Source organism: Pseudoalteromonas luteoviolacea CPMOR-1 (genome assembly GCF_001625685.1).
In the GTDB taxonomy this organism is placed as follows: domain Bacteria; phylum Pseudomonadota; class Gammaproteobacteria; order Enterobacterales; family Alteromonadaceae; genus Pseudoalteromonas; species Pseudoalteromonas luteoviolacea_K.
In genome coordinates, this window is the sequence record NZ_AUYC01000062.1 from 182,804 (window position 1) to 196,935 (window position 14,132).

The 14,132-nt window shown below is 41.5% G+C and carries 10 protein-coding genes; 4 read left to right on the forward strand and 6 right to left on the reverse strand.

Features of this window, described 5'->3' with window-relative positions; translation table 11 throughout:
* The first annotated feature begins 154 nt into the window (after positions 1-154).
* A complete protein-coding gene (locus N473_RS21680) occupies positions 155-1,624 on the forward strand; it encodes a chitinase (RefSeq protein ID WP_081221346.1) in 1,470 nt (489 codons plus the stop codon).
* A 120-nt stretch (positions 1,625-1,744) separates the two neighbouring features.
* On the opposite strand, the gene N473_RS26360 is transcribed toward N473_RS21680, so the two are convergent.
* From N473_RS26360 to N473_RS21690, 3 genes are all read right to left on the reverse strand, one after another.
* Positions 1,745-1,924, reverse strand: coding sequence for a hypothetical protein (locus tag N473_RS26360; protein ID WP_155735693.1), 180 nt, complete (start codon positions 1,922-1,924; stop codon positions 1,745-1,747).
* A gap of 549 nt (positions 1,925-2,473) precedes the next feature.
* Positions 2,474-3,865, reverse strand: coding sequence for a hypothetical protein (locus N473_RS21685; protein WP_063369745.1), 1,392 nt, complete (start codon positions 3,863-3,865; stop codon positions 2,474-2,476).
* Between the two features lie 162 nt (positions 3,866-4,027).
* A complete protein-coding gene (locus tag N473_RS21690) occupies positions 4,028-5,413 on the reverse strand; it encodes an FG-GAP repeat domain-containing protein (protein WP_081221347.1) in 1,386 nt (461 codons plus the stop codon).
* A gap of 286 nt (positions 5,414-5,699) precedes the next feature.
* On the opposite strand from N473_RS21690, the gene N473_RS21695 reads away from it, so the two are divergent.
* The gene (locus N473_RS21695) at positions 5,700-6,926 is read left to right on the forward strand and encodes an RsmB/NOP family class I SAM-dependent RNA methyltransferase (RefSeq protein WP_155735694.1); all 1,227 of its coding nucleotides are present in this window, start codon (positions 5,700-5,702) and stop codon (positions 6,924-6,926) included.
* A gap of 106 nt (positions 6,927-7,032) precedes the next feature.
* Entirely contained in the window at positions 7,033-7,284 is a 252-nt protein-coding gene (locus tag N473_RS21700; protein WP_039610700.1) for a DUF2999 family protein, read from the forward strand.
* 54 nt (positions 7,285-7,338) lie between these two features.
* On the opposite strand, the gene N473_RS21705 is transcribed toward N473_RS21700, so the two are convergent.
* The 3 genes from N473_RS21705 to udk all read right to left on the reverse strand — a co-directional run bounded on the left by N473_RS21705 (position 7,339) and on the right by udk (position 12,591).
* Positions 7,339-10,347, reverse strand: a complete 3,009-nt coding sequence (locus N473_RS21705; protein ID WP_196766452.1) for a TonB-dependent receptor domain-containing protein — start codon at positions 10,345-10,347, stop codon at positions 7,339-7,341.
* A 373-nt stretch (positions 10,348-10,720) separates the two neighbouring features.
* Positions 10,721-11,944, reverse strand: coding sequence for a NupC/NupG family nucleoside CNT transporter (locus tag N473_RS21710; RefSeq protein ID WP_046354077.1), 1,224 nt, complete (start codon positions 11,942-11,944; stop codon positions 10,721-10,723).
* A 17-nt stretch (positions 11,945-11,961) separates the two neighbouring features.
* Positions 11,962-12,591, reverse strand: coding sequence for a uridine kinase (udk, locus tag N473_RS21715; RefSeq protein ID WP_039610702.1), 630 nt, complete (start codon positions 12,589-12,591; stop codon positions 11,962-11,964).
* A gap of 310 nt (positions 12,592-12,901) precedes the next feature.
* On the opposite strand from udk, the gene N473_RS21720 reads away from it, so the two are divergent.
* Positions 12,902-14,116: a phosphopentomutase gene (locus N473_RS21720; protein WP_039610703.1), complete on the forward strand. Its 1,215-nt coding sequence runs from the start codon at positions 12,902-12,904 to the stop codon at positions 14,114-14,116.
* Positions 14,117-14,132 lie beyond the last annotated feature (16 nt).

Genomic DNA, 14,132 nt, shown 5'->3' on the forward strand with positions numbered 1-14,132 from the left:
CGTTGACAGCGATGTCAATGTGTAATATTTGTTAAATTGATGAACATTGATATTCATCAAGTCGAAGGCAGCTGGTTACTGCTTTTTAGATACAACATATAATGAGAAATTAAATTTTAATTTTATTTAATTCAACAACATGTAAAGGTAAATTATGAATAACAGCAAAATTGGGGTAAGTAAGCTTACCAAAGTCGCCACAGTGTGTTTGCCAATTTTATGCGCGAGCGCATTTACTCACGGTATGAATGTTCAGCCTGATCCCAATAATCCCGGCGGATATGTTGTATCTAGAGCAGATTTAAACGCCGCTGAGCAAGCATTAACAGCTGATCCAATGTATGCAATTTGGTCTAAAGCACTTGAGACTCGCAGCAATACCATTGTTGAAGCCATTGTGCCAGGTGCCGCGAGTAATCCGAGTAACGTAAAACGTGTTGAACGTGTTTTTGGCCAAGCCGAGTGGGATTTCTTAACGCAAATGGCTGCGCCAGAGTACACGTACACGCGTTTTTTACGTGCTATTGGTAAGTTTCCAGCATTTTGTGGTGAGTATACAGATGGCCGTGATGCGGACGCCATTTGTAAAAAATCAATCGTGACGGCGTTTGCTCATTTTGCACAAGAAACTGGCGGTCATATTTCTAAAGATAACATCTCTGATAATCCCAACAGGCTAGAAGAGTGGCAACAGGCACTGGTACATGTTCGCGAGATGGGGTGGTCTGAAGGACAGGGTGGCTATCGTACAGGGTGTGGACAAAATGATTGGCAAAACCGCCGTTGGCCTTGTGGTGCTGGGCAAGGGTATTTCGGCCGAGGTGCAAAGCAGTTATCGTATCACTTTAACTACGGCATGTTTTCTGAAGTGATGTTTGATGGTGATGCAACAGTCCTTTTGAATGACCCAGGCCGAGTCGCTGATTCATGGTTAAATTTGGCATCAGCCATTTGGTTCTTTTTAACGCCACAAGCGCCGAAACCTGCGATGCTACATGTAATTGATAGAACGTGGGTGCCTTCACAAGTCGAACTTAATGCAGGCATTGGTTATGGCTTTGGTACCACTATCAATGTGATTAATGGCGGCATTGAATGTGGTGAGCACAACCGCAATAAAGGGCAACCTGTCAATCGTATTCGTTATTGGGAAGGGCTATCTCATTATTACAACATTCCAATTGAGGCTGATGAAGAAAATACGTGTTGGCAGCAAACTCCATTTGGTAGTTTGAATCTAGATGGTGCCAATGGCGTGTTGTATACAAACTGGGAAGCCAGTTGGGCCCATTATTCAGATAGACCTGGGGGTCACTCTTTTGAGTGTAAATTAGTGGGTTATCAAACTGCTTATTCAGCACTTGTTCCTGGTGATTATGAGAAGTGTGTGACGAACTTTTATCAGTCGCACACTGGCTGGCCAAGTGTATCTGTTGTAGATACGTTACCGCCTGTCGATGACAAGCCACCTGTCGGTGGAGTGAAAGCTTGGGAGAGCAATAAAGTATATTTAAAAGGTGATAAAGCGAGCTACCAAGATAAAATCTACGAAGCTAAGTGGTGGACCCAAGGTGACACACCTAGCTCTACAAATACGAGTGGACCTTGGAAGTTAATTAAGTAACAAGAGGAGGGGAAACCGAGGTTTCCCCTAACATTATGTCTTGAGAGTGAGGCTGTCACTGGCCATGCAGCCAAACAGCCTAGACTCAACGCGTTTTTCGAAGCTTATTGTGCTATTGAGTTAGGTCGCCCTTAAGTCATTGAATTTATATTCAGTATTAAGTGCGCTAAGGGTCAATAAGAGCGATACACTTTTAGACTCATCGACTTTGATCACATCGCTAAAATGTAGGTGTGGAATCGTAACTTCTCCATCTGCAATTATCTGCCAATGTACTTTGCTTGCTGTTTGTTCTCCCATGCATAGCTAGCGGTGACGAGATTTACTGTGTGATTCACCTCACAAAATCTAAAACAGCTGTTTGAGTTTCTTCATTTAATGAATGAGTCAATGGCTCATAGGCTGAGATGGGCACCTCATCCAGTTTGATGTGAGTAAGTTCAGGTACCTTGTGTTCATCACTTACGTTAAATAGGAAGTAAATGATAAATCGTCTGTTCACTGTATATGACGTGGATGGCTCAAAGATAAAATGCAGCTAAGTCATTAAATGGCAAGTTGGTTTTTGTCTTTGTCTGAGCGCAGATAAGCGGCTTGATTGAAGAGCACACAATGTTCTTCGTTATTACCTGCATGGGAAGAGAAGTTAATAATTAATCTTCAATAATTAGCAATTTCTGATAGTTTAATCATATTGAGTAAGTTCATTTTTTTAATAGGTTTGGGCTTTGAATATAAAATTGAATAAATTATTAATTTTTTATTATTTAATTGTATGTTTAATGTGGGTATGCGAAGGCCTTTAAAGATAGTTCAGGAGAAGCTGAGCTTCTCCCAACCGAGTATGAATTATTGTTCTGAAACTGTCAGTGAGTAGCTGGCCATACCATCAAATAGTTCAGAGTCTACGCGTTTTTGAAAACTCTCAGCGCTTTCAAAATAGAGTTCTCGTATATCATCGAAGTTTTGGTCAGTATTTAAATCTAACAGAATAATTTCCATAGAAAAATCAGAGAATGAAACAGAGTCACTGGGTATAATCGCGCCAAATCTAATGTCAGGAACTACATCTTGACCATCACTAAAGATGTACCAGCTGCTATTGCCATGGTTAAAATCTGACCAGGTTGTTCTAAACACAAGTGCATCAAGGCGACTATGCGCAGATTTGAAGTCAAATGTCACGTTCATGGAGTCATCTGAAGCTGCTGTTTGCTCGAAGTAATTATATACACTGTTATACGCTTCATTATTATCAAAGAGTTGTGTTTGATGAGTATGTCCTTCGCTATCAATTCGGCTCAAAGCATATGAATGTGTTCTGACAAAACCATTACCGGTGAATGTTTCGTCAAATTTTGCAGTAGATAAATAGCTGATTGTATCAAGCTCATTAAAAGTCACTAACTTATCGTGTGGTTCATCAAATGCTTGGTTAACCTCAGCTTCGTTTACGGTCACATCATACACTGCTTCATTACCCACATAAGATGTGAGTGTAACAAAATGATTTGGCTTAAAACTTAAATTACTTAAATCTAACGGGGTGCCAAGTGCAGTAAACTGCTCATCAGATAATGTCAAAGTAGATGGTTTGGATGTGTCGAATAGACCCCCTTTATAACCTGTGTCTGAATGCGTGAATAACAACTTTTGTCGTTCTGGCACACATGCGTATAATTCGCTTTGCCCATTATTTAAGTTAACGTGGGTGGCTGCTACATTGTGCAAATTCGCATTAGGAAGCTGCGCACTCAACGTCTCTAGATCATAGGTGATATCGTTACAACCACATGTATTAGGGTCATTAAAGACTAGGGCATCGACTTCAAAGCCATCTTGGACATTAAGTACAGTCTTTATTTGCGTATGCAGTCTGTTTTGGTCATCAGTTGTTTTAAGTACAAATGAAGCATGCCTAGCATTGTGCGGGATACCTGTTTCTAATTGCCCATTAGTATTGGTTTTTTGACTTGAAATAAATGCACCATCTTCATCGTGAAATATGACATCAACAGAAACAGCCGTGGAACTACATTGGTTTTTTTGGATAGTTCTTACAGCAAAAGGGGCAAGTTGCACGGGCGCCGGTGTCGGTGTAGATGATGTTGTTGGTGTCTGTACAGGTCTTGTTTCTGTAAGAGGCGTTCCTTCATTGCTGCCACCGCCTCCGCCACCACATCCAGTTAGTTGAATTGCAGAGATCATGGCCAGCACAAGTGCATTGTATTTTAGTTTCACAATAGTTCCTTTAAAATGGTTATTTTTCCTAAAATGGAACCATACCGTGATTTATTAATTTTTTGAAATAAAATTAATAAAATATTAATATATTTATTTGTTTATTACTTAAAAAGGAACTAAAGGCATAGAATATTGCCCTTAGCTCAGTATAAAGGATTTCTAGTTTAATAATGTTTCAATTTTAACCTTTCCTTGTTTATCTGCGTATTTAAAAACAAAGTCTTCTTTGCCATTCTGATCTATATCTACTAGTACAATATCGTTTGGGTTTTTAGGGAGAGGGCGGTTTATTTTCGTGCGTTCTTTACCTAATAAATGATTAGGGGCTCCAAAATATACGCTTAACGTTTCATCGCCAGACTTAAAAACAAGATCATGTTTTTTATCTCCATTTATATCCCCAGTATAATAAGGCATACCTTGCATCGAGCGCTTCATATCAATTTCAAGTTCAACTTCTTTTTCGGTGCTTGGAGTGGTGTTAAACAGCGTATGTGGGTGCTGTTTAAAAAAGTGCATGTCGACGTCAATGTCAGCTTTTCCCCCACCCAGTGCCATCGCTGCGATGGTTGTTAAACCAATATCAACATTGAGAGTTTGTAGATCAAGTAAGCCATCACCATCAAAATCATACTCGATGCGCATGCCCCCAGCTCCGATGGTGTGAGGTAGCTTGATTGCGCCAGAATTAAAACCTCTGGCCTGTCCAAGGTATAAATCATATTCCACTTTGGCCTCTAGGCCCGAAATCCCCTCCGTAACAGGTCGGATCCGAGTGATTAAATCTAGATGCCCATCTTGGTTAATGTCTAATAAATCTTGTGTCGTGCGAGTCCGGTTGCCCGCAATTTTGCCAAATGTAGTAGGGAGGTGAACATACTCTACCTCTTTCGCATAACCTGATTTATTACCATACAGCACCGCGACTTCTTGGCGTGTACGAAATACCAAATCTATGAAGCCATCAGCATTAAAATCATGAACAATGGGTAAAGAGGTAAAGTTTGTGCTGATTTCCAGTGATTCATTATAAGTATGACTTCTTAAAGGTAAACTATATTCAAAGTCATGTTTCACAAACTGTCCATCGGACTGCTGAACAAACAGCTCATTGCGAGTAAATCCAGGTAAATAAATATCGCTCAAACCATCTTTATTGACATCTAAAACAAACTCCACTTTTTCAAAGTCATCTACTTGCAGTCGAGTAAGTAAACTAGTAGAAGCGACCAGTTGCGTTGTTTTATTAGGGGTCACCAAATACACACCGCCCTTGTCTAGGACGAATGCTTGCACCTCTTTAGAGTGAGCTATATATCCGTAATGAAACCCTTTTGAAGTGATACTTATGGGGAGTTTATGCGAGGTGGTTTGGTTTAAGTTGATCCGTTCTAGCGCCTTTTGTTCTGTATTAACGGCGAAAACAACCGGTGAGTCTGTTAAGAGCAACGGGCTATCAGTGTCTATTTTTAGTGGCATTTGAGCACTATATCCATGGCTTGATACGATGATACAAGCAGCCAAAATAGCGTTAAACTTCATCATTTTCTCCAAATCGCAGATTGACCTTTCAGAGTGAAAAGGTTTTATTGGGTTATTTTTCTCTTTTTATTACCGTCGAGAATGACAGAATTCACATTCTTAGCTTGGTATTAGTCTTTATTGGTCACAAATAGTTCGATTTAGATGCTATGTGAGCAGTCTTGATTGCGCAATGTAGAGGTTGTAATTATTTGTGACGACCTGTTCGAAAGGAGACGTTAATTGAGTGGTGCACGACTCATAAAAGCGCTACAATTCGCGCCTTGTACTTCACAAATGAGAAACCACCGTGATAGCACCCCGTCAATTACTAGAGAGCTTGAATAGCGCCTTATTACAGGCTTCAACATTAGAACAATATGCAGACAAAATAGTGCAGCAGCACTTGCAAGCAAACCCTGCTTGGACCATCGAACAGCGTGCATACTTTGTTACAACTCTCTATGATTTGATCCGTCATAGCCGAAAACTGTGCTGGGGGCTAGGGCGCCGAGATTTAGTGGACTCTGTTACAGGGTTAAACTCTGATGATGCTTGGCATATGTGGGGCGCATACACTGTGTTAAATGGTCAATCACTCCCAGAGTTACCTGAAGTCTCAACATTGAATATAGAAGAAATCGAAAAAGAACTCGTCAGCGCGCCTGACGATGTGCTTCTGAGCATGCCAGCTTGGCTGGATGAGCGATCGAGAAAGGAGCTGGGCAGTGTATGGGAGCAAATTGCTAATGCACTAAATAAGCCAGCCGAACATTTTATTCGAGTGAACTCACTTAAAAGTGACGCTGTTAGTGTCCAAGAGAGTTTGGCGAAAGAGCGTATAACCACTGTCTCTGTTGATGGTTTACCAAATACTCTTAAAGTTGAGCAAATGGGGTATTTGTTTAGAACCGATGCATTTCAACAGGGCCATTTTGAAATGCAAGATGCGGGTTCTCAGCAAATAGCCAGTTTATTGGATATAAAGCCTGGCATGAAAGTAGTGGATGCATGTGCTGGGGCTGGTGGAAAAAGCCTGCACATTGCTGCCTTGCTCGAAAATAAAGGGCGTTTATTATCACTAGATATCCATCAACATAAGCTAGATACGTTAAAAAAGCGTGCTAAGCGTGCAGGCTCTCATGTTATAGAGACACGCTTAATTCAAAATAGTAAAACGATTAAAAGACAAAAAGAAAAGTTTGATCGTGTGCTGTTAGATGTGCCTTGCTCTGGCACAGGTATATTTAGACGCAACCCTGATGCAAAGTGGCATTTAAATGAGAAAAGTGTGGATGACCTGATTGCTTTACAAAAAGATATTTTGCAGCGATACAGTCAGATGTGTCGTGTTGGCGGCAAGCTGGTCTATGCTACTTGCTCTATTCTCCCCTCTGAAAACGAGCAGCAGGTGCACGCATTTTTAGCTAACAATTCAAACTGGGCCTTAGAAGAAGAGCTCAGTTTAGTCCCGGGTGTAAACAGTGAATATGATGGGTTTTACGGTGCAGTATTGGTAAAAAAAGATATTTCATAATTGATGGGGTTGAAGTTATGCACTTTCGACCCAACAAAAAAGTATATATTACTAGGCGAGTATTTGACTGCGCCTAGCGAACACATTAATCGTTTAAGGTTTGACTATGAATCCAATCATCGCGCTACTAAAAGAGCACAATATTTCTGACGAACAAATTAAAGCGGTATTTCAGGCGCTGACTGAAAACCCTCTAATGGCCATGGCAACTGTACAGCAGTTACCTATTCCACCGGAAAAATTACAGCAATTGATGGGGCTGGTGATGCAAAACCCAGGCCTAATAAAAGAAGCGGTCGCGGAACTGGGTTTAGATTATTCAAAAGTGGAAGCGGCAAAAGCACAGCTTAACAAGTGATTGTCGATGACTTCAGTTAAAAAAGGCTTCACTGTGAAGCCTTTTTTCTGCGTATTAAAATGTTACTTGAGTGCCTAACGTAATAAAGCGTCCACGCCCGCCACCATATGCACTGTGGAAGTTGCCATTTCCGCCGATTATAAAGGCCCCTTGATTATCAAAAATATTTTTTATGCTGGCAGAGAGCTTAAGTGTCGTCTCTTGTATTTTTTGTTGGTAAGTTAATTGAACAGAGTGGGTCGTGTAAGAAGGCAGGTCATTACCCCAAAGCGGTTCAGGGTTTGAAATACAATCACTTGACTGCAGCGCACAGCGTTCACGATTGGCATTGATAAAATTAAGCCAGTTTTCATATGTTTGCTTACTGCGTTTTATGGCACTTTTAAATTGTGTATGCCATATCACCTGCCATTGATCATGTTGCCACGAAATAGACGCTTTCCCCGTATCCTCAAAAATGTGGTGGTTTAAGTACCCTTCATGTATCTCAGGTGCGCGAAGGTTGATGGAGTCAGATAACAAGGCGTGCTCAATAACATGGTTCCAATTGAGCTTGAAGGCGAGTTTACCCGTGTTTTTGAGAGTGTATGTATAGTTAATCGCCAAATCATAGCCTTGGGTAGTAAGTCGATTTGCGTTGACTAATTGCTGTTGTAGCTCAATGATTTGTCCTTCATTATCTCTTTTAATGGCTTGGCAAAATGGATTGTTCGGATCAAATACTGTGTCAGTTTGATAGCATCTTGTCATGATATCTTGGTGAGAGAGTGTGGTGATGACATCGTTGATAGTGATTTTATAGTAGCTTGTATTTACCGCTAAATTAGTCATGAATATAGGTGAGAATTGCATCCCAAAGGCGTAGCTATTGGCAGTTTCTTCAGTGAGTTCGGAGTTACCTAAATTCGGTGAGTAGCTATTGTTTTGATCAAGAAAGATTCCTTCTTGTGTTATTACTGCATGGATGCTCGGATCCTTTCGACAATTTTCGTGGCCACGTTGCGTTGATGTTGAAGTTACGCCATCGCATATATCTTGAAAGGCATTGTAATCTCCGCGTATTGGTGACATAAGCTCGGTGATGGTAGGGGCACGCATTGACTTTGCCCAGTTAAAATTGAACGCATAGTGTGCGGCTGGGGCGTAATGTAGGCCGAGATTATAGCTTTGAATTAACCCCATGTTTGACCAGCTGTAATCGGCAGCACGTGCAGCTAAAGAGAGATCTAACTGATGTGCAAGTGGCTTGTTTTTGAGCAGAGGGACCGACACTTCTGTAAACACTTCATAGCTGGTAACATCACCCGAAAAAGTAGGGATATAGTTAAATGTCACACCACCTTGAGGTACATTGGTGGATACGTCTTGACTATCCTTTCTGTATTCAGCCCCGAATACTGAAAATACTGTGCCTGATGCTAAAGTAGCAAGCTCCCCAGTTATGGTGGCTGTTAAGTTAGTTTGCGAGAGTTCCGTCGTTAACTGAGGGTTAGCGCGTATGTAATTGGCCGCTGCCGAACTGATGGCGTCCTCGCCAAATAAGTTGATTGGTGCACAGCCATGTTCCCTTGCATCCAGATCTGCGCACCGGATTGAGCCATCGCTTAACCGCTCTGCGTTGAGGGCATGTTTGACATGAGCCACTTGTAGTTCGTTATAGCGGATCTGTTTTTGTTTGAACTGTCCAAACCCAACTGAGACATCCCATTGCCAACGGTCCCCAACAGCCCCATTTAGGCCCACCCATGAACGAAAAGTTGCACGCGAGTTTTTGTTAGTGACGGCGCCAACTTCGTGAAATAAACGATCCCATTTTATGTCTTGATGATTGGCACTTGTGCGTATTTCTTCCGGCACATAAGGGTTAGTGTGGGGAATTGCACCAATACAATCGGAATTAAACATCTCTGTGTTTGGGTTAAAGGTGATGACGAGGTCACATTCATCTTCGTTTTCTGGAGACTTTATATTGAGGCTGTCATTTTTGCTGTAATGTAATTGCAAATAGGCTTGGTTGTCTGATTTAAAATCAAATTCATTTTTTATTGCCATACTGAGCTGCTGGCTCGGAAGTTGTAGCATACTATACTGATTAAAATGTAAGCCATGTACTTCTTCTTGCCAATCATCTCGCAATGTTTGGCCATCATACCAAAAGCCAGAGTTGGGTTTAAAACTGCTCGATTCGCTGAACACGCCACCGGGTAACGCATCGCTTAACGAAGTCCAGTCGCTTTGCTCAATATTACGCATACAATGATATGCACTTTGTTGTTCAGCGTCATATGTCGCTGTGAGCATTGTGTTGCACATTCTTTTTGGGTCATACCGCCAGTCATCTTGCTGTTGAGCACGCGGCCTATCCCAGTAATCTAAGCCAAGGTGTTCGATATAAGAGGCACTAAATAATAACTGTCCTTGTTGGTTGGCATACTGAATACCGGTATCTGCATTGATTGATATTTCTCTTGCGCCGCCAGCTGCGCTTTCTCCCATGGTTAAGTTAATAGTTGTGTCGTCCTTGCTTTGTCGAGTAATGATATTGACGACACCTGAGAGTGCGCCAGAGCCGTATGCTGCTGAAGCTCCGCCTGTTATTATTTCAATATTTCTTATTATGCCCTTTGGTATAGTGGAAAGGCTGACAAGATCGCCAGAATAACTGTTTGATACGACACGCCGACCATCGATCAAAGTCAGTGTTCGGTTGAGTCCTAAGCCACGTAAATCAATGGTTGAGAGGCCTGAATTATGGGTGCTATTTTGAGAATTAAAATGACTGATCCCTTCATTAATCTGTACTACTTCATCGATCAGAACATCTGATAAAGAAGCAAATGCAGAGTGAGTGATAGTGTCGTTAGAAATATTAGTCAGTATATGCGTATTATTGCTTTGTGTAATGCGGGACCCTGTCACAGCGATCCGCTCGATATTTTGGTCTTGTTGTTTATCTGCAAGTAACGTTTCGGGCGTTGCATATCCATTGTTTGTTAAACATAGAAAGCCAGTACCAAATACAATTATCGAAAAAGCGCTGCTAGGTTTTTTACTTAATGACACCAAACTTCCTTAAATACACTAATAGGCAGTAAAAAAATTGTCCGTGTAGAAGGCGCCTTTTTCGAGGTGCTTCTTTCCACGTTTTCTGAATACGTTTTGTAGTATAGGTATTGTTTATTAAATTATAATTATATGTGTATTAAATGTGAATTTAAAGGGTGGGGAGAAACATCACTGATGTACGCTGTTGATAAAAGCAGTGATTTTAATTGAAAAGTTAGATGAGATAGTGACTGATATTTATGTGGTATTAGAAACGATAAAAGGGCCATAAAGGCCCTTTGGGAAGTATCGTTCAAGTTAGTATGGTTACCCTAACCCCTTAAGGTAACCCACCAATTGTTTTGCAAAAGCGGCATATCTCGTTAAGTTTCTAAGCTAGCGAGAGGAAAAAACCTGCTATTGCTGCGCTCATTAGGTTAGCCATTGACCCTGCTAAAACCGCCCTGAGCCCTAAGCGTGCGATATCCTTTCTGCGACTGGGGGCCATACCACCTAGTCCGCCTAGTAAAATTGCAATCGACGATAGGTTAGCAAATCCACATAACGCAAATGTGACAATTGCTTGGGTGTGTTCAGATAACCCATCGCGATAATTCATAAAGTCCAAGTAGGCAACGAATTCGTTAACTACTAATTTTTGGCCGATAAAGCTACCTGCCGTTACAGCTTCTGCCCAAGGTACACCAATCATCCAAGCTACTGGTGCAAAGACATAGCCTAAAATTTCTTGTAATGTCAGCTCTGGGTGATTAAACCAGCTGCCAATTCCGCCCAGTAAACCGTTCATCAGCGCGATTAATGCGACGAAGGCCAGTAGCATAGCACCTACGTTAAGTGCTAAGTGCATGCCGCTTGAAGCGCCTGCAGCCGCTGCATCGATGACATTAACTGGCTTTTCTTCACCACTGTCTACTTCAGCTAAGTTTTCTTTGGTTTTTTCTGTCTCTGGCACAATCATTTTGGCCATTAAGAAACCACCTGGTGCTGCCATAAAGCTTGCTGCGATTAAATATTTTAAATCGACACCAATGGCAACATAGCCCGCCATGACTGAGCCTGCAACAGTTGCAAGACCACCAACCATAACCGCAAATAACTCTGATTGCGTCATTTTAGGAATGAACGGCTTCACAATAAGAGGTGCTTCTGTTTGTCCAACGAAAATATTCGCGGTAGCAGAAAGCGACTCAGGTCGTGATGTTTTAAGCAGCTTTTGTAATCCGCCACCTAAAATTTTAATTATCCATTCCATAATCCCGAGGTGGTATAAAACACCGACCAACGCCGAGAAAAATACAATGACAGGCAAAACCTGAATTGCAAATACAAATCCAATTGACTCTTGTGCAGCCAAAGGACCAAATAAGAAGCTAATTCCATCATTGGCATAGCCAATTACCGAAGAAACTGCTGACGACATAGCGGCCAACGCGTTTTTACCAGCTTCTATAAAGAGTACAAAGCCGCCAATGACGACTTGCATTAAAAATGCGATACCTACAGTTCGTTTGTTTATTGCGCTGCGGTTCGTTGAAGCCGCGAAAGCAATACCTAGTAGCATCATCATGCCTACTAGGCTCATTATTGTTGTCATGCCAAAATGTTCCCGTTTTATTCTTGCAGCAAATATTTTATTTTACTTTTAATAATATCAATCGCAACGCGATTCATACCGCCACGGGTCACGACCAAGTCGGCATTGTGCTTCGATGGTTCGATAAACTGATAAAACATCGGTCTAACCGTTGCTTGATACTGCTCAACAACAGAAGAAATACTTCTGCCTCTGTGCTCGATATCACGCTGCATACGGCGTAATAAGCAAATATCAAGCGGGGTATCAATAAATACCTTTATATCAAATTCTTCTATTAATGCTGGGTCGCTTAACAGTAAAATCCCTTCGACAATTAATATTTTTGCCGGATTTACTGTGCGTGTCTCACTACTGCGCGTGTGTTGAGCATAATCATAAGTCGGGACTTGTACAGATTTACCTTGACGTAATTGTTCAAGATGCTCTTTCATCAACGCATGCTCAAACGCATCCGGATGGTCATAATTTGTTTGAGTTCTATGCTCAAATGGCAAATGCGATTGATCTTTATAGTAAGCGTCTTCTTCTATAACGGCGATAGCACCTGATTCAAGTTCATTTACTAATTCGTTATATATTGTTTGACTAAAAAGAGACTTACCGGACGCAGAAGCGCCAGCTATGGCTATAATTGTTCGTGTCACTAAAGTTCACACCCAGCTATTGTTGACGTTGGAAGATCACAATAGCAAAAAAGACACGATTAATCTCTTTTGCCTCGCTTAAGGATCAAATTTAAATGTTTTGCCCCATTCAAAACAGGACTTATGTCCGCTGGTATAACCAGATTTTTTATTTATTTAAAATAGGTACTGAGAAGATATATTATGGTTTTGTGACAGCGGACTAATGTCCTGTACGATATATTTAGCTATCAATAAAGTAACGACCTCTGGGAGCAAAGATGCTTTATAAAAACAAAATATGGCCCAGACAAAAGATGAGAGGTGATATATGGCAAGAGCAATTATATTAATGGCGGATAGTCTTGGCGTTGGTGCAGCACCAGATGCTGAAAAGTTTGGTGATGTAGGTGCCAACACGCTCGCTCATCTTTTGCAGGCATATAAAGAGGAAAAAGGTAACGCATTATCTATCCCTAATTTAACTAAATTAGGCTTAGTAGATGCATGTGAAGCCGCTGGTGGGAAAACATGTGAAGTTGCTGAGCGCATTGAGCCAGTAGCTGCATGGGGTTATGCCAAAGAGTTATCTAGTGGCAAAGATACACCATCAGGGCACTGGGAAATGGCGGGAGTACCGGTTTTATTTGACTGGGGCTACTTTCCAAACACACAGCCTTGTTTCCCGCAAGAATTTATTGATGAGTTGTGTAAAAGAGCGGACATCCCGGGAATTTTAGGGAATTGTTATGGTTCAGGCACAGTGATTCTAGAGCAACTAGGTGAAGAGCACGTCAAAACTGGCATGCCTATTTGTTACACCTCAGTTGATAGCGTATTTCAAATAGCCGCTCATGAGCAGTCATTTGGCCTTGAAAAGCTTTATCAAGTATGTGAAATCGCACGGGCACTGCTTGATGAAATGAACATAGGACGAGTGATTGCGCGGCCGTTTATAGGCACTTCGAGTGCCGACTTTATTCGTACAGGTAATCGCAGAGATTATTCTGTTTTACCACCGGCGCCAACTGTTTTAGACAAGTTGGCTAATAACGGTGGTGAGGTGATCAGTATTGGTAAAATTGCAGACATTTACGCGCACCAAGGGATCACCCAAAAACACAAAGCCCCTGGTTTGATGAATTTATTGAACAAAACCAGTGAAGTGATTGATTCAGCACCAGATAACAGTCTGATTTTCACTAATTTAGTGGATTTTGATGAAAAGTTTGGCCACCGTCGCAACGCAGTCGGATACGCTGAAGCGTTGGCTGAGTTTGATGCTTACTTACCGACAATTTTAGGTAAGCTGAAAGATGACGATGTACTATTTATCACGGCGGATCACGGTTGCGACCCGACTGCTCCGGGTACCGATCACACAAGAGAATACGTGCCAGTATTGGCATACCGAAATGGAATGAATAATACTCCATTAGGTGAAAGAAACAGCTTCGCAGATATAGGTCAAACACTTGCCCAGTGGTTTAACCTAGAAGAATTAGAATATGGTGACGGCTTTGCCGACAAGTTGGTTACAGCTTAAGTTAAAGGAAACATGT